This window comes from Flavobacterium sp. (assembly GCF_029945805.1).
Taxonomy (GTDB): Bacteria; Bacteroidota; Bacteroidia; order Flavobacteriales; family Flavobacteriaceae; genus Flavobacterium.
Map to the genome: position 1 here is coordinate 19,692 of NZ_JAQSDH010000018.1, position 16,407 is coordinate 36,098.

Genomic DNA, 16,407 nt, shown 5'->3' on the forward strand with positions numbered 1-16,407 from the left:
TTGGAAATATAAATTTCTTTCAGACTGCCAACGTATCAGTGGGAAACCAAACTTGTATTTGCCAATTTTGCTAAGTGGAAAAGGTAAAATTTCATTTGGAAAAAATGTCCAAATAGGCGTTTCTGCCGCTCATTTTACATATTCTTCGTATAATTACATTCTTGCTTTTGATGACGATAGTGAAGTTGTATTAGGTGATAATGTAGTGATGGCTAATGGTGCTTCCATTCAAGCAACTTCAAAAATATCCATTGAAGACAATGTCATGATAGGAATAAACTGTTTGCTAGTTGATACCGACGGACACGATCTAGATCCTGAAAAAAGAATGACGGGTGTGCCAAAAAGTGGCGCTATTACAGTGAAAAAAAATGTCATCATTTATTATAATTCGGTTGTTTTTAAAGGAGTAACCATTGGTGAAAATTCAGTAATTGGAGCATGCTCTGTAGTTACCAAAGATATTCCCCCAAACGTTTTTGCCGCAGGAAATCCAGCTCGAGTAATACGAAGTCTATAAATTGAAAATCCTTAAACAAAATACCTTACTAAAAGTCTTGTCGCTGAACTCCATTTCAGTAGCAGTAAGTTTTGTTTTGGGAATTATTTCGTCTAAAATTATTTCCGTTTTTTTAGGAACATCAGGAATGGCATTGATGGGAAGTTTTAGGAATTTTGCCTTGATGATTAAATCAATTGCAACTCTTGGTATTAGCAATTCCATCGTCAAATTATTTGTTGAAAACAAAGAAGATAAAAAGGAACTTTCCGTTATTTATTCTACTTTTTTTTGGTTGTTTTTAGTTGTTTCGACACTATTAGCAATTGTAGTCATAGCATTTGCTGCACCAATTTCAAGTTTTTTATTCTTTACTGATGTCTATGCAAATCCAATTCGTTTTTTTGGACTATTGCTGCCGTTTATGGTGATAAATACCTTTTGGCTGGCTATTTATAATGGATTAGAAAAATATAAAAGCATTGTAGTTATTCAAATCATTTCGAATATGCTCACTTTTGGAATTTCCGCTTTTTTAATTTGGAAGCATAACATTTTAGGAGGATTATTTTCAATTGCCATTGGAGAAATTCTAATGGTTGTTGTAACTTTTATTTTTGTTAGAAAAGATAGAAGTTATTTCAAATTTGATCTACAGAAAGTAGTTAATAAAAAGTATTTCAAAATCATTAAGAAATTCTCGGTAATGGCTTTATTAAGTGCTGTTCTGGTTCCTTTAACCTTACTTTTGATTCGGAATGAGATTGTGAAAAACTATTCTATTCACGAAGCCGGAATTTGGGATGCCGTAAATAGATTATCGAGTTTTTATATGATGTTTTTCAGTTCGGGTTTGTCGTTATATTATATGCCAAAATTAGCCTCTATAAATACTGAAAAGGAATTTAAGGCCGAATTAAAATCCTATTTTAAAGTCTTTGTTCCTTTGTTTTTACTAATGTTAGTGGTAATTTATTTTGCAAAAGGAATCATCTTAAATATAGCTTTTACACCAGAGTTTTCAAGTATCAATAACTTATTAATTTGGCAGTTAGCTGGCGATTTTATCCGAATTTTGACGTTGGCTTTTGGTTTTCAGATAGTAGTTAAAACAATGATGAAGCGCTATTTTATTGGTGAAATGGCATTCAATCTATCTTATTTTTTACTCTCGTTTTATTTGATGAAGAAGTGTTCGGTAGAAGGCGTTTTGCAAGCTTATTTTTATGCTAATCTTATTTGTTTAGTATTGGTTTTACTCATGTTTCGAAAGCTTTTCATCAAACGTTAGCTCTTCCAAACATTTAAATACTTCTCTGCGATTTTGAGGTAATCGTGTTCTTTTTCAATAAAAGCTCGCGCTCGGTTTCCAATCGCTTTTATCTCTCCGGGATTTTCAATTAAAAAAGATAATTCGTTTACCAAATAATCCACATCGGGTAAAGCATTAATTGCAACTTTTTCGGTCAGATTGTACTGTTTTTCGAATACTTCACTAGCATTGGTAAACACCACTTTTCCTTTACTCATGCCTTCCAAACCGTTGCTTCCCTGATCGTGTCCGTAAAGTTGATCCAATGTGATATGAGCTTTGTTGTACAAATTTATAAATTCTTTGTATGGAACATTTTCAGCTATCAAAACTTCAACTTTCTCCTGATATTTCTCTTTAATAATTTCTAAAGCTTTCTCAAAAAAATCATTGCCTTTTTTGAAATAACTTTCGCGGTTGATCCCGTGAAAAATCACAATGCGATTTTTAATTTCTAATTCAATTTTTGCAATTTTTTCCAGGTTTATCGGACTTGGAATCAATCCTAAATATTTAGGGTGTTTTTGTAACGGAATGTGATAATCCACATCGGTTGCAATTACGCCTTGAATATTTTTATAAATGTAATGGTGCAAATTTTCAAAAGTTTTGTTTCTGAATTTTAAAACATTCGTAAAATTTCTATCTTCAATTTTTCCGGCCAAATATGGTTGCACAATGGAAGGGTTTTCGGGATGTTCAAAATTGTATTTTACATACATATAATCATCGCCAACCGAAAGCAGAAATACTTTATTATTGTGTTTAAAAATGAAATCTAAAATCTTTTTTTCATGACGATAATCGCATAAAAAACTATTCTCATTAATCAATTGAACTACATCAAATTCTTTAAAATTATTCCTTTTTTTCCAAAACTGACGATACGTTAAATAAGAGGAAATGTCAAAACCGGTTACTACCAAAATCAAAAGTTTTACTTTTTTAAGGAAACCCGAATCCCATTTTTTTTCGATTGGGAAATCGACTGGAAAATCTTTGAAACCATCTTTAAAACCTAAAATGGTGACGTCGTTTCCTAGCTTTTGCAATCCTTCTTTTAAAGAATTGTGCAATCGGCTGTATTCTCCAATGAGTAAAATCTTCATTTCTTACTATATTTGACGCAATATAAGTAAGAAATGAAAAACAATAACAAAATTGCTATAGTTTCCGCTTCACTCGGAGTTGGTGGGGCTGAGCGTTTCGCAGGATTGTTGAGTTTTATGTTGTTCGATTTAGGCTATGATGTTCACAACATTATTATTCAAGATTATGTTGATTATGATTATAAAGGAACATTAATCAATCTTGGAAAATTAGTCCAAAATGAAAAAGAAATTTTCAGAGCCGTTAAAAAGGGAAAATACATTGCCAATTATCTTGCAGATAATAATATTCAAATAATTATTGACAATCGCTCGCGTCCTATGTTTCTGAGGGAAGTTTTGACAAAATGGATTTACGGGAATAGAAAAGTCTATTTTATGGTTCACAGTTTTAATTCTGAAATGTATTTTCCGCGTTTTTCTCTCGGAGTCAATTATTTGTATAAAAAAGCATCAAAACTGGTTTGTGTTTCCAAAGGAATCGAAACAACTATTTATCAAAAATTTAATTTAACCAACACAACAACTATTTACAATCCAATTATTTTGCCAGAATCTGAATCTAAACGACCAGATGAAATCCCTGAGAAGTACATAATATATTTTGGCAGATTAGAAGAAGAAATTAAAAATTTCACTCTTTTACTAAATGGATTTTCAATTTCAAAAGTTTACGAAAATGGAATAAAATTACTGATCGTTGGCAATGGAAAAGACAAAGATTTTATTCAGTTTAAAATCAAGGAATTGCAACTTGAAAATCACGTTATGCTTTTGCCTTTTCAAAAAAATATAAACCCGTATGTTCAATTTGCCCGTTGTTCCGTTTTAACGAGTCGTTTTGAAGGTTTTCCAATGTCGATCATCGAATCGTTAGCAATGGGAGTTCCAGTTATTTCAGTTGATTGTGAAACAGGGCCAAAAGAAATTATCCAAAATGAATTCAACGGATTATTAATTCCAAATCACGATGCTAACGTTTTAGCTGAAGCGATAAGAACAATGTTTAAAGATGAAAATTTATATCAAATTTGCAAAAATAATGCACAAAAAAGTGTAGAACATTTATCTTTGACAACCATCGCACAACAATGGAACCAATTACTAGCTGAAAAATGACAACAATCCACGATTCTATTATCATAAACATTACTAAAGTTCACGACACACGCGGCAATCTTTCTGTAATTCAAGAAGATACCGTTCCTTTTGAAATGAAACGTATTTATTATTTGTATGATATTCCGAGTGGCGGACGACGTGGCGGTCATTCACACATAGAGTGTCAGGAATTATTAATGGCTTTAAGCGGCAGTTTTGATGTGATTTTGAACGACGGAAACGAAACAAAAACCATCAGTTTAAATAAACCCAATGTTGGATTACTAATTCCATGTGGCATTTGGCGGGAGTTAGAAAATTTTTCTTCGGGTTCAGTTTGCCTAGTTTTAGCTTCCGATGTCTTTAAGGAAGAAGATTATATTCGCAATTTTGAAGACTATAAATTATCTAAAAACCGAATTTCCTAAACCGATATTGGTCAGCTTTAATTTTACTGACACAAGTATTTTCAGTACAAATCCTGGCAAATTTAAAAGTATCCGTTTCCTTAGCGGAAGTTTGGTTAAGTCAATTCCATTGTAGTATTGAAGGAATTTTTTTGTGTCATTAATTAATTTTGACTTAATGGCTAATGAGAATCGATTTAAATCTAAAAAATGTTTTAATTCTGGATTATTTGCTTCTGTTAAAGCAAATTCAGAAAAATCAACATCGAGATTTATTTTTTCACTTCTCGACAAGCCGAAAGAGTCATAACTATATTTTGCTTGTATCTTCCAAACGAATACGATAGGGAACCTCAAGCCAATTCGAATCCATAAATGAATATCTTCAAAATTTTTCAAATTGATATTAAAGTTTCCAGCAATCTTAAAAACATCTTTATGAAAAGCAGCGCTTGATGTCCATAAAATGGAATCTTTTTTACTAGCTTCAAAATAATTAACGATTTCAAAATCATTGGTTTTCTGAATGGAATATTGTGCTGGAAAAGTTTTCTCATCAGTTTCAATTTCATACGCTAAACCAAAAACTTTTTCTTCAGGAAGCTTTTGAATGTAAGTCTGCAACGTTTCTAAAAAACTCGGATACCAATAATCATCTGCATCCAGAAAGCAGATATAATCTGCACAAGATTTTTCTATTCCAAAGTTTCTAGCTGTCGAAACGCCTTCGTTGGGTTTGGAAAAATAATTGATACGCTCGTCTTCAAAACCAAAAATAATAGTTTCGCTTTGGTCTGTTGAACCATCGTTTACAATAATGATTTCAAAATCGGTAAAGGTTTGGTTTAAAACACCTTTCAATGTTTTTTCTACAAACTTTTCTTTGTTGTAAACTGGAATTACGATAGAAAAAAACGGCATATTATTTTTTTGATGCTCAAATATAATTAAAACGAGGTTTTAAGTTTCCTGAAAATAGTATTTTTGTCAAAATCAATGCAAAAAAAAGAATTACATATCGTCAGTTTTGAGAATCCGTTTCCACCAGATTTTGGAGGAGTAATTGATGTTTATTATAAAGTAAAAGCACTACATTCATTAGGTTTTACGATTTATCTGCATTGTTATTATGAAGATAGGTGCGAAGTTTCTTCATCGTTGAAAGCGATTACTGAAAAAGTCTATTTGTACAAAAAGAATAAGAATCCATTTTTTGTTTTTTCAAAATATCCTCTGCCGGTTGTTTGCAGATTTGATAAAAGCCTGATTGAAAACATCAAAAAGCACGATGCACCGATTTTATTCGAAGGTTTACATTCGACCATGATTCTGAGAAAAGCAGAATTGGATAACAAAAAATATTTACGATTACACAATATTGAATCTAACTTTTATTTTGGAATGAGTAAAAGCGAAACCAATCTGGTGAAGAAAATAGTGTACTATTTTGTGGCGCAAAAGTATTTGGATTATCAAAAAACGATAGCCGATTTCGATTGTACTTTTGCTCTTTCGCGATATGAATTTGATGAAGCAAAAAAAATAACGAAGAGTTGTGTCTATGTTCCTGTTTTTCATGGAAATGAAAGTAGTAAAGAACTTTCGGAATTCGGAAATTATGCTTTTTATCATGGCGATTTACGATTGTCCGATAACAAAAGAGCAGCGCTTTTTTTGATTGAAGTTTTCAGGGAAATTCCAGATTATAATTTGATAATTGCTTCTTCAAATGGAAAAGATTTGATTGAAGCTAAGTCAAAAACTCTTTCAAATGTGAAGTTTGTGGAAATTGAAAGCGAAAATCATTTAGACGAATTATTTGCGAATGCACATATAAACACAATGTTGTCTTTTCAGGAATCAGGAACGAAATTGAAAGTCATTAATTCATTATTCAAAAGTAGATTTTGCCTGATTAATAAACACATGGTTGATGATGAAAATGTACTTTCTCTTTGCGAAATTGCTGAAAATAAACAGGATTTTATTGATAAAGTAAATGTTTTGAAAACCAAACCATACAATCAAAATGAAATAAGGAAAAAAGTTTTGATGAATGTGCTGAATGATAAAGAAAATGCAAAACGGATTGAAGAAAAAATAATTTTTGACCAATGAACAGAACCCAATTAGCCGATTTAATTTTTGAAAGATTAGTTTCTGAAAAGGAAAAGCTTACGACAGAATTTGAAAATTCAGGTTCGATAGGCTATTTTTTTATTGATGCTATTTTGCCGAATGAAATTGCGTTGCAGATTCATAACGTTTTTCCAAAATCGGAAGAAATGACATTGAAGAAAAGCCTTCGCGAAGACAAGTATGTTGCGGCGCAGATGAATTTATACAATCCGTTATTAGAGGAAATAATTTATGCTTTTCAGGATGAAAGAATAGTGAGAATCATCGGTGAAATTTGTAGTATTGAAAACCCAATCCCAGATGAAAACCTCTACGCAGGAGGAATATCTTTAATGGGTAAAAACCAATTTCTGAATCCGCATTTAGATAATTCACATGATAAAGACCGAAATTTGTGGCGTGTGCTCAATTTGTTGTATTATGTTACGCCCGATTGGAAAGAAGAAAATGGTGGAAATTTGGAACTTTGGCCAAATGGATTAAAGAACAAACAGACTACGATTCACAGTAAATTCAACCGATTGGCCGTAATGGAAACTCACAATAAGTCTTTACATTCGGTTTCTCCTGTTGTTTTTGACGGATATCGACGTGGTGTTTCCAATTATTATTTTGCCAATACGCCTTTGCAAGAATCAGATCGATTTCATGTGACGTCGTTCCGTGGTCGACCTGAAAATAAACTGTCTGATTTGATTTTGCAATTAGATACTTTCTTGCGAATGAGTTTGCGTAAAATCTTCAAAAAAGGAATTAAAGAAAATCCACATGTCTACAAAAAGTAACTTATTTTTTAGGAATTTATATTATTCGATGTCTCCCAATAACCGACTTTTGGTCAGAAAGTTAGTTTATTTTCCGATTGATTTTTTGAATTTATTAGGACCAAAAAGTAAAGATGTGATTCCTAAAAAAGGCGATATTTTTATTGGTTCTGGCGACTTTGTAAAGCAAGGAAAACACCAATTAGATTTATTAAATCAGTATGCTGAACTAAAACCGAATGGAAAAATTTTGGATGTCGGTTCCGGAATTGGGCGTACCGCGTTTGCATTAAAGTCGTATTTGAGCGAAACGGCTGTTTATGATGGCTTTGATGTTGTAGAAAAAGGAGTGGTTTGGTGCCAAAAAAATATTTCAAATCAGTATCCCAATTTTATTTTTAAATGCACGCCACTCAATAACGATTTGTATCATATTACAGATGATAAGGCGGAAAAATTCGTCTTTCCCTATCAATCGGATTTTTACGATACAGTTTTTCTTTTTTCAGTTTTCACACACATGCAACCGCTAGAAGTTCAAAATTATTTGAATGAAATTTGCAGAGTTTTGAAACCTGGCGGAAAATGTTTGACTACCTTTTTTTATTACACTTCAGCTAATGAAGATTTTATTTCGGCTCAAAACGGAGAATTCATTTTTCCTTACCAAAAAGAAAATTATCGTTTGATGAATGAAAAAGTGACTAGTGCCAATATTGCTTTTGAGGAAAATAAACTTAAAGAAATGATTGCTGCTGCAGGATTACATCTTTCTGAAACCATTGATGGTTATTGGAAAGGTGCACAATCAGGAAATCAATTGAGGGATTTTCAAGACGTATTTATTTTGACAAAAAAATAGATTAAACCGTTTTCTGAACTACTTCAAAAATGGTGCTGTCTTCACATTTCAACGTTTTTGCTGGGAATTTCATAATCACCGCATAATCGTGTGTTGCCATGATTACTGTTTTTCCATTTTCGTTGATTTTCTTCAAAACGCCTAGGATTTCGGCACTTGTTTGCGGATCCAGATTTCCAGTTGGTTCATCCGCTAAAATTAATTCGGGATCATTCAACAACGCTCTGGCAATCGCAACTCGTTGTTGTTCACCGCCTGAAAGTTGGTGTGGCATTTTATTGGTAATGCTTCGTAAACCTACAAGATCTAAAACTTCATCAATTTTAACTTGCATTTCGGTTTTGTCTGTCCATCCTGTTGCTTTAAGTACAAACAACATATTTTCGTTCACATTTCTATCGGGCAAAAGTTGAAAATCTTGGAAAACAATTCCAATTTTTCTTCTCAAAAACGGAATTTCGCTTTCTTTCAAATTCAATAAATCATAGCCAACAATACTTCCTTGGCCAGTTGTAAGCTGTAAATCTCCATAAAGCGTTTTCATAAAACTACTTTTTCCCGTTCCAGTTTTCCCGATGATATAAAGGAATTCCCCTTCTTTAACTTCAAGATTAATTTGTGAAAGAATCACTCGGTTTTCTTGGTAAATCGTTACGTTTTTTAAGGATAAAACTGTTGCTGACATGGATAAAGTGTTTATGGGGTAAAAATAGTAAATAAAACTTCCACAATCCAAAAGAAAATAGATAATAGACAGATAGATGATAGACAATAATTTCGAATTTAAAATCAAGGTCGATTATCTTTTAGTCTTTCCGCTTTTAGTCTCAAACCTAAATTGTTTACAAGAATGTTTATAATAAAACCCAGGTTTTTTACGTTATAGGTAATAGGATACTATTTTTGGTTAAATTAAAATAAAAATTATGCGCAACGTTTTAATGTTATTTTTCATGTTCTTAATGGCCGGAATTCCGCAACTTTCTGCGCAACAATCCGCTATTTACACTAACAGTTTGTCTGAATTTGACAATGCTGTAAAATTGTACAAAGACAAACAATACCAATCGGCTCAAATTCTTTTTGAAAAAGTAAAGCAGGATACTAAATCGCAAGATGTTCAGTCTGATTCGGCTTATTATATCGCGATTTGTGCTATTCATTTGAACCAGAATAATGCAGATGAATTGATTGAAAAATTCATTTCAGATTATCCAACAAGTTCTAAGCAAAATCAAGCGTACATTGAAGTAGCGCAGTATTATTTTGAACAAGGAAAGTTTCCACAAGCGATGCAATACTTTGAAAAAGTGGACGAAAGTTCCTTGACCTACGAGCAAACCGAAAAATTTACGTTCCAAAAGGGATATGCCAATTTTACTGCTGGAAACAAAAAAGAAGCAGCTGATTATTTTAAAAGAGTCGAAGGTTCTAAAGAATACGGAACACAGGCAAAGTATTATTTAGGTTTCATGGCGTATGACGGCAATGATTACAAAGAAGCCAATAAGTATTTTCAGCAAGTAGAAACTGAGGATAAATATGCTGAGAAACTGTCTTATTTCAAAGCTGATATGGCTTTTAAAGCAGGCGATTTCCAAAAAGCAATTGATGCTGGAATGACGGCTATGCCAAAATCAAATGCGTCTGAAAAATCAGAATTGAATAAAATAATAGGTGAAAGTTACTTCAACTTAAAGCAATACGACAAAGCGTTGCCTTATCTAAAAGAATATAAAGGCAAAAAAGGAAAATGGAGCAACACCGATTATTACCAATTGGGGTACACGTATTACATGCAAAAGGATTATGAAAATGCAATTTCACAATTCAATAAAATCATAAACGGAAATGATGCTGTGGCTCAAAATGCGTATTATCATTTAGGTGAATGTTATTTCAAAACCGATAAAAAACAACAAGCATTAAATGCGTTCAAAAGTGCTTCTGAAATGGATTTCGATAAAAAGATCCAAGAAGATGCTAACTTGAATTATGCAAAATTGAGTTATGAAATCGGAAACTCGTATCAAAGTGTTCCGGATGTTTTGTCATCTTTCTTAGAAAAATATCCAGCAACGCCAGCTAAAAGTGAAATCGAAAACCTTTTGATTAATTCGTATATCACGTCAAAGAATTATAAAGCAGCCTTGGTTTTATTAGAAAAAAACAATTCACCTGAAAACAAAGTCGCTTACCAAAAAGTATTATTCTACAGAGGAATTGAATTGTTTACCGATGGAAATTATCAGGAAGCGTTAGGTATGTTTAAAAGATCGGTCGCTAATCCGAGAAATGGCACAATTACCGCTCGTGCCACATTCTGGAAAGGCGAAACCGAATATGTTTTAGACAATTTTAATGACGCAACCAACAGTTTCAAACAATTTGAAGCATCGGCTGAAGCCAAAAATACTGCGGAGTTTAAAAACTTCAACTATAATCTTGCTTACTCTTATTTCAAGCAAAAAGAATACGATCAAGCAGGGAATTATTTTCAGAAATATGTTGATGGTACAAAGGACGACAAAGTGCGTTTGAATGATGCGTATCTAAGATTAGGCGATAGCCGATTTGTAACGTCTAAATATTGGCCAGCCATGGATGCTTACAATAAAGCGATTGATATGAAAGGAATTGATGCCGATTATGCAGCGTTCCAAAAGGCTTTGAGTTACGGATTTGTAGGTAAAAATGACAAGAAAATTGAAGATTTCAATTCGTTTTTAGCAAAATTTAAAACGTCTCAATACCGTGATGATGCGTTGTTCGAATTAGGAAATACTTATGTGACCGAGAATAAAACGGATATGGCAATTAGAACTTACGACCAATTAATTTCCGAATTCAAAAATGGTTCATTTGCGTCTAAAGCGATTTTACGTCAAGGATTAGTCTATTATAACGGACAGAAAAACGAACAAGCTATTGTCAAATTCAAAGAAGTTGTAGCGAAATATCCAAGAACACCTGAAGCTTCAGAAGCAGTTTCTACAGCAAGATTGGTTTATATGGATATGGGAAAAGTGAACGAATATGCTACTTGGGTAAGAACTTTGGATTTTGTTGAAGTGTCGGATGCCGATTTGGATAATGATACGTATGAAGCCGCTGAAAAGCAATATCTTCAGAATAATACAAAACAAGCTATTACAAGTTTAAGCGGATATGTTTCTCAATTTCCAAACGGAATACATGCTTTAAAAGCGAATTTCTATTTGGCACAATCTTTATATACTGATGGTAAAGAAAGCAATTCGGTTTCTAATTATGAGTATGTAATAGGAAAATCAAGAAATGAATTTACGGAACAATCGTTAGCGCGTTTGGCTGAAATTCACTTGAAAAAGAATGATTATACCAAAGCACTTCCGGTATTGCAACGTTTAGAAACGGAAGCGGATTTTCCACAAAACGTAACCTTTGCGCAAGCGAATTTGATGCGTGCGTATTACGATCAGAAAGAGTATTCAAACGCCGTGGTTTATGCGGATAAAGTATTGGCAAACCCAAAAACAGACAATAAAATAAAAAGTGATGCTCAGATTATTGTGGCGCGTGCTGCGATAAAAGTGAATGACGAACCAAAAGCAAGAACAGCTTACGCCAAATTGTTGGCTATTGCTAAAGGAGAATTGGCTGCGGAAGCATTGTATTATGATGCCTTTTTCAAAAACAAAGATGGCAAATATGAAGATTCTAATAAAACGGTTCAGAAATTAGCCAAAGACTATTCGGGTTACAAATATTTTGGTGCCAAAGGGTTGATTGTGATGGCAAAAAACTATTTCCAAATGAAAGACAATTTCAGTGCAACCTCTATTTTGGATAGTGTAATCAAAAACTTCAAAGACTTTCCAGATGTTGTTGCGGAAGCACAAACCGAGTTAAGCATCGTTAAAGGCGAAGCTGCTAAAACGAATTCATCATTAACTGACTAAAAATGTCACACTGAGCGCAGTCGAAGTGCTTATAAAAGAACAAATATGAAAATCAATTTTCAACATAAAATAGTAGTATTAGCAACCCTTTGTGCAACCCAATTATCTTTTTCCCAAAAGAAAGATGATAATATCGGAACCGAAGTCGTTAACGTTGTAAAGCCTTATTCACCATCGATTTCTGATGCTTTTAAAGTGAAGGAAACGCCCACTTTGGACGATGAGAATACTTCTAAAAAAGAAAACATCCAATATAATATATTCTCCTTTCCGGTAGCATCAACTTTCGCTCCAGCCAAAGGAAAAGCGGCAAGTGTAGATAAAAGTGCCGAAGAAAAAATATTCAGTAACTATTTAACATTAGGCGCTGGGAATTACGGAACGGTAAACGCCGAACTTTTTGTTACAGAAAACATTAGTAATACCGATTATGTTGGCGGAATGTTGCGTCATAGTTCATCGCAAGGCGGTATTAAAAATGTATATTTAGATGATAAATTCATGAATACCGCTTTAGATTTGACTTACGGAAGCCGAACAACCGGAATGTCATGGAATGCAGATTTAGGATACAAAAACCAAGTGTACAATTGGTACGGAACGTTTCCTCCTTTTGATGATGCGACACTTTCAACTATTGACGAAAGACAAACGTATCATACTTTATATGTTGGTGGAAGATTAGGATTTAGCGATATTTTAAAAGAAAGCTCGGTTAAATTTACTCGTTTTTGGGATGCTTTTGGTTCGGCAGAAAATCGTTTTGTAGTGAAACCATCCTTAGAATTTGATGTTGTAGAACAAAAAATAAAAGCTGATTTTGTATTGGATTACATCAGCGGTTCATTTGATCAGACTTTTAATGGAGGAAGTTCTTTCAAATATGGATATACCAATTTTGGTTTTCAGCCTAGTATCAAAATTAATAAAGGCGATTTATCGATGAATATTGGTGCTGGTTTCTTCTACAGCGCTGCGCAAGAAAGCGGCGAAAGCAAATTCTTTATTTATCCAAAAGTTACCGCTTCGTATAAAGTAGTGGGTGATTTAATGATTTTCTATGCCGGAATTGAAGGCGCATTACAACAAAACTCCTATAGCGATTTTGTTCAAGAAAATTTCTTTGTTTCACCAACAATTGGTGTAGCGCCAACCGACCAAAAGTATGATGTATTTGCGGGTTTAAAAGGAAAATTAGCAAGCAGTGTTAGTTATAATGTTCGCGGATCGTACAAAAATGAAGACGGAAAAGCACTATTTAAAAGTAATGGCTTTGACGATAGCAATGCCAATACGGATGGCTACACTTTTGGTAATTCATTTAACGTAGTATATGACAAAGTGAAAACGCTTAGTTTGTTTGGTGAATTGAAAGCCGATTTTTCAAAAAATGTTTCTTTCGGAATCAACGGAACATTCAGTAGTTATTCGACCGATATGCAAAGTGAAGCATGGAATTTACCAAGCCTAAAACTAGCAACTACTTTAGATGTAAACATTACGGATAAATGGTATGCAGGTGCAAGCTTGTTCTTCGTTGGTGAGCGAAAAGATCAGTTTATTACAAGCTCATTGAATTTCCCTTTTCCAATTGAAGATGTAACCTTAAAGAGTTATTTCGATTTGAATGCGCATGTGGGATACAAATTCAGCGAACGCATGACTTTCTTCTTAAAAGGGAACAATTTAGCGAATCAGGATTACCAAAGATGGTTGAATTTTCCGGTGCAAGGATTGCAAATTTTAGGCGGTGCGAGTTATAAATTTGATTTTTAGATAATTTAGACCTTTTAGATACTTTAGACTTCTTAGATTTGCATAAAATTTAAGAAGTCTTTTTTTTCTAAACAAGCTAAGTAGTCTAAACAATCTAACAATCTAAGCAGTCTAAAATGTCTTTAAAACAACAAATACTTCTTCGTTACAAAGAAATGCTGCAAGACCGCATAGATGTCTTTCAGGACATGATATCTGGATTGACTATTGATGCGCAAAACGATGCCAAAGGTTCGGCGGGAGACAAACACGAAACTGCTTTGTCAATGATGCATCTCGAACAAGAGAAACTCAACTATAAACTGAAAGAAATTCTGGATCAAAAAGCTATTCTTGATAAAATTGATCCTTCGCAAAAGCATAAAAAAGTAGCTTTAGGAAGTTTGGTTCAAGCCAATGGGATGACGCTTTTTATCAGTGCTGCTTTACCTAAGCTGATTCTGGAGGATAAATCCATCTTTGCACTTTCGCCTCAATCTCCATTAGGAAGTAAATTGATGGGAAATGAAGCTGGATTTAAATTTGATATGAATGGGAAACACTATTTAATTGAAAAGTTAGCTTAATTTTCTGTTTCTTTAAGAAGATGGTACAAAGAAAACGGTAGACAAAGTATGAAATATGAGATATCAGCCGCACTATTTGTGAATGTTTCTTCAAAACCACGCAGAATTATCCAATACAAAAAATAGAGAGCAATACTACTGAAAAGTATCAAACCGCTATAAAAGTAAATCTCGTTGTCAGTTTTGCAATAGAATCCAGCTAAGAATGAGGCTAAAATAAATAAAAGTGTATACTGAAATGGAATCAAAACATCGGATTGTATTATAAACGGATTCATTGTTTTAAATTCCGTAAAATAATTCCACACGAAAGGAATAAAAGTTAAGCAAAATGTTAGTACTGTTATCGCACCTATAATTACGGTTTGCCCGATAGTTATTTTCTTTCTTTTTAGATAATAAACAAATGTAATTATCAACGGAATCACAAATACATTTCTTGTAGAAAGAACCAAACCAATCAAAATTCCTAAAGCAAGACTATTTTTAAAGTTAAATTCTTTTTGCTTCACAAAAAGGATTAAAACACCCAACACCAAACTTCCATTTAGAAAAATATTGCTTCTGCATGCAATTTCCCAGAGATAAGGAATATTGATTAAAATTAAGATAATTGAAACCGATTTTAGTGAATGGTTTTTGATTGTTTTCTCAATCAAAAAATAAAATAATAGTACACCTAAAATTGAAAAATAGCCTAATTCACCAATAAAATAAAACGGAAGAGCCAAAATAAAATAAAAAGGCATTGGTCCCGGATAATTAGCCATATTGGATTTGGCAAAATAAACATATTCTCCCTTAAAAAAAGAATCCCAAAAAGAAGTTATCACGCTCCATCGGTCTACATTCAAAGTTTCAACCGGAATTTTTTTAAACACGTAAAAGGAGCAACCTACAAAAACAATAAGTGCTGCTATGACTACTTTTTTACTAAACTCTGTATTTGAAAACAAGAACTTTCTTTTATTCCATAATAGGAAATACAGCAGCGTGATCGCTAATGAAATAATTCCAGCATATGAAGTTATTCTGTACAAATATTTGGCAGAAAATAAAAAACTAACGACAAGAAAAATGAATATACTGACGTTCTTTTTGTTTAATGCAGTAAGTGAAAATTTAATCATTTGAACAATTTTGATTTGTAAATTTTGTTTTTGCTCAAAAAATACAAAACAGAAGTTTTCATAACGCCTAATCCATATTTCACACTTCTTGAAAAGTTTATTGAAGAAGCATCATCAAAATATTTGGTAGGACACGTTATTTCAGCGATTTCGAAACCATTGTAGAATATTTGTGCCAAAAATTGATTGTCAAAAATAAAATCATCTGAGTTTTGATTATACTTTATTTTAGTGAGCACTTCTCTGGAATACGCTCGATAGCCTGTGTGATATTCCGAAAGCTTCTGATTCATTACTATGTTTTGAAATAAAGTCAGAAAACGATTCGAAATATATTTATACATCGGCATTCCGCCTTTTAAAGCGCCTTTCCCTAAAATTCTGGAACCAATCACAACCGGATAAACATCATTTGCAATTAAATAACTCATGGAGTGAATCAATTTGGGCGTGTACTGATAATCGGGATGTAGCATAATCACAATGTCAGCATCCAAATCTAAAGCCTTATTATAACAGCTTTTCTGATTGCCGCCATAGCCTAAATTGTTTTCGTGCTTTATTGTGTTTTTTATACCGAGTTCTTTGGCTAATTCAAGTGTATTATCGGTGCTATTATCATCAACCAAAATTACATCGTCAACAATGTCAAACGGAATTTCATTATAAGTAGCCAGTAATGTATTGCTAGCATTATAAGCTGGTAGGACTACTATAATTTTTTTTTGATTAATCATATTGTGTCTGGAAGAATCATTTTAGTTTGTAAACTTAACTTTTAAATTGCTATTTATTTACTTA

General features: G+C 32.9%; 15 protein-coding genes. 10 read left to right on the forward strand and 5 right to left on the reverse strand.

The features are described from left to right. The first annotated feature begins 58 nt into the window (after nt 1–58). On the forward strand, nt 59–520 hold the full coding sequence (locus PSU83_RS04330) for an acyltransferase (RefSeq protein WP_300587106.1): 462 nt from the start codon (nt 59–61) through the stop codon (nt 518–520). A gap of 1 nt (nt 521) precedes the next feature. Further along, nucleotides 522–1,790: an O-antigen translocase gene (locus PSU83_RS04335; protein WP_300587111.1), complete on the forward strand. Its 1,269-nt coding sequence runs from the start codon at nt 522–524 to the stop codon at nt 1,788–1,790. On the opposite strand, the gene PSU83_RS04340 is transcribed toward PSU83_RS04335, so the two are convergent. Then, nucleotides 1,787–2,920: a glycosyltransferase gene (locus PSU83_RS04340; RefSeq protein ID WP_300587116.1), complete on the reverse strand. Its 1,134-nt coding sequence runs from the start codon at nt 2,918–2,920 to the stop codon at nt 1,787–1,789. The genes PSU83_RS04335 and PSU83_RS04340 overlap by 4 nt on opposite strands. Nucleotides 2,921–2,953: 33 nt before the next feature. On the opposite strand from PSU83_RS04340, the gene PSU83_RS04345 reads away from it, so the two are divergent. Together PSU83_RS04345 and PSU83_RS04350 are read left to right on the forward strand one after the other, a co-directional pair. Continuing rightward, nucleotides 2,954–4,039, forward strand: coding sequence for a glycosyltransferase (locus PSU83_RS04345; protein ID WP_300587119.1), 1,086 nt, complete (start codon nt 2,954–2,956; stop codon nt 4,037–4,039). Beyond that, nucleotides 4,036–4,449 (forward strand): FdtA/QdtA family cupin domain-containing protein, encoded by a 414-nt coding sequence (locus tag PSU83_RS04350; protein ID WP_300587121.1) that lies wholly within the window; start codon nt 4,036–4,038, stop codon nt 4,447–4,449. The genes PSU83_RS04345 and PSU83_RS04350 overlap by 4 nt, the downstream gene beginning before the upstream one ends. Here PSU83_RS04350 and PSU83_RS04355 read toward each other — a convergent pair. Continuing rightward, nucleotides 4,426–5,349, reverse strand: coding sequence for a glycosyltransferase family 2 protein (locus tag PSU83_RS04355; protein WP_300587124.1), 924 nt, complete (start codon nt 5,347–5,349; stop codon nt 4,426–4,428). The genes PSU83_RS04350 and PSU83_RS04355 overlap by 24 nt on opposite strands. A 75-nt stretch (nt 5,350–5,424) precedes the next feature. Here PSU83_RS04355 and PSU83_RS04360 point away from each other — a divergent pair, with 75 nt between their 5' ends. Genes PSU83_RS04360 through PSU83_RS04370 form a run of 3 tightly spaced genes read left to right on the forward strand, consistent with a single transcriptional unit; the run spans nt 5,425 to nt 8,193 of the window. Next, the gene (locus PSU83_RS04360) at nt 5,425–6,546 is read left to right on the forward strand and encodes a hypothetical protein (protein WP_300587126.1); all 1,122 of its coding nucleotides are present in this window, start codon (nt 5,425–5,427) and stop codon (nt 6,544–6,546) included. Beyond that, nucleotides 6,543–7,352: a 2OG-Fe(II) oxygenase gene (locus tag PSU83_RS04365; protein ID WP_300587128.1), complete on the forward strand. Its 810-nt coding sequence runs from the start codon at nt 6,543–6,545 to the stop codon at nt 7,350–7,352. The genes PSU83_RS04360 and PSU83_RS04365 overlap by 4 nt, the downstream gene beginning before the upstream one ends. Further along, nucleotides 7,336–8,193 carry a class I SAM-dependent methyltransferase gene (locus PSU83_RS04370; protein ID WP_300587130.1) on the forward strand — a complete coding sequence of 286 codons (858 nt, stop codon included), beginning with the start codon at nt 7,336–7,338 and terminating at the stop codon, nt 8,191–8,193. Before PSU83_RS04365 ends, PSU83_RS04370 begins: the two co-directional genes overlap by 17 nt. Before the next feature lies 1 nt (nt 8,194). Here PSU83_RS04370 and PSU83_RS04375 read toward each other — a convergent pair whose 3' ends face one another. Next, nucleotides 8,195–8,878: an ATP-binding cassette domain-containing protein gene (locus tag PSU83_RS04375; protein ID WP_300587131.1), complete on the reverse strand. Its 684-nt coding sequence runs from the start codon at nt 8,876–8,878 to the stop codon at nt 8,195–8,197. Nucleotides 8,879–9,119: 241 nt separating this feature from the next. Between PSU83_RS04375 and PSU83_RS04380 the strand changes: the two genes are divergently transcribed. The 3 genes from PSU83_RS04380 to PSU83_RS04390 all read left to right on the forward strand — a co-directional run bounded on the left by PSU83_RS04380 (nt 9,120) and on the right by PSU83_RS04390 (nt 14,476). After that, on the forward strand, nt 9,120–12,134 hold the full coding sequence (locus PSU83_RS04380) for a tetratricopeptide repeat protein (RefSeq protein WP_300587133.1): 3,015 nt from the start codon (nt 9,120–9,122) through the stop codon (nt 12,132–12,134). A 45-nt stretch (nt 12,135–12,179) separates the two neighbouring features. Then, entirely contained in the window at nt 12,180–13,910 is a 1,731-nt protein-coding gene (locus PSU83_RS04385; RefSeq protein WP_300587134.1) for a TonB-dependent receptor, read from the forward strand. A gap of 116 nt (nt 13,911–14,026) precedes the next feature. Continuing rightward, nucleotides 14,027–14,476: a hypothetical protein gene (locus tag PSU83_RS04390; protein WP_300587136.1), complete on the forward strand. Its 450-nt coding sequence runs from the start codon at nt 14,027–14,029 to the stop codon at nt 14,474–14,476. On the opposite strand, the gene PSU83_RS04395 is transcribed toward PSU83_RS04390, so the two are convergent. Further along, complete coding sequence (locus PSU83_RS04395; RefSeq protein WP_300587138.1) at nt 14,473–15,606, reverse strand: hypothetical protein; 1,134 nt, start codon at nt 15,604–15,606, stop codon at nt 14,473–14,475. The two genes, PSU83_RS04390 and PSU83_RS04395, sit on opposite strands and share 4 nt — an antisense overlap. Continuing rightward, entirely contained in the window at nt 15,603–16,343 is a 741-nt protein-coding gene (locus PSU83_RS04400; RefSeq protein WP_300587140.1) for a glycosyltransferase family 2 protein, read from the reverse strand. Before PSU83_RS04400 ends, PSU83_RS04395 begins: the two co-directional genes overlap by 4 nt. Nucleotides 16,344–16,407 lie beyond the last annotated feature (64 nt).

Bases quoted from the DNA above. Each gene is read 5' to 3' on its own strand.
- PSU83_RS04340 (WP_300587116.1), bottom strand. From the start codon at position 2,920: ATGAAGATTTTACTCATTGGAGAATACAGCCGATTGCACAATTCTTTA.
- PSU83_RS04345 (WP_300587119.1), top strand. From the start codon at position 2,954: ATGAAAAACAATAACAAAATTGCTATAGTTTCCGCTTCACTCGGAGTT.
- PSU83_RS04350 (WP_300587121.1), top strand. From the start codon at position 4,036: ATGACAACAATCCACGATTCTATTATCATAAACATTACTAAAGTTCAC.
- PSU83_RS04355 (WP_300587124.1), bottom strand. From the start codon at position 5,349: ATGCCGTTTTTTTCTATCGTAATTCCAGTTTACAACAAAGAAAAGTTT.
- PSU83_RS04360 (WP_300587126.1), top strand. From the start codon at position 5,425: ATGCAAAAAAAAGAATTACATATCGTCAGTTTTGAGAATCCGTTTCCA.
- PSU83_RS04365 (WP_300587128.1), top strand. From the start codon at position 6,543: ATGAACAGAACCCAATTAGCCGATTTAATTTTTGAAAGATTAGTTTCT.
- PSU83_RS04370 (WP_300587130.1), top strand. From the start codon at position 7,336: ATGTCTACAAAAAGTAACTTATTTTTTAGGAATTTATATTATTCGATG.
- PSU83_RS04375 (WP_300587131.1), bottom strand. From the start codon at position 8,878: ATGTCAGCAACAGTTTTATCCTTAAAAAACGTAACGATTTACCAAGAA.
- PSU83_RS04380 (WP_300587133.1), top strand. From the start codon at position 9,120: ATGCGCAACGTTTTAATGTTATTTTTCATGTTCTTAATGGCCGGAATT.
- PSU83_RS04385 (WP_300587134.1), top strand. From the start codon at position 12,180: ATGAAAATCAATTTTCAACATAAAATAGTAGTATTAGCAACCCTTTGT.
- PSU83_RS04390 (WP_300587136.1), top strand. From the start codon at position 14,027: ATGTCTTTAAAACAACAAATACTTCTTCGTTACAAAGAAATGCTGCAA.
- PSU83_RS04395 (WP_300587138.1), bottom strand. From the start codon at position 15,606: ATGATTAAATTTTCACTTACTGCATTAAACAAAAAGAACGTCAGTATA.
- PSU83_RS04400 (WP_300587140.1), bottom strand. From the start codon at position 16,343: ATGATTAATCAAAAAAAAATTATAGTAGTCCTACCAGCTTATAATGCT.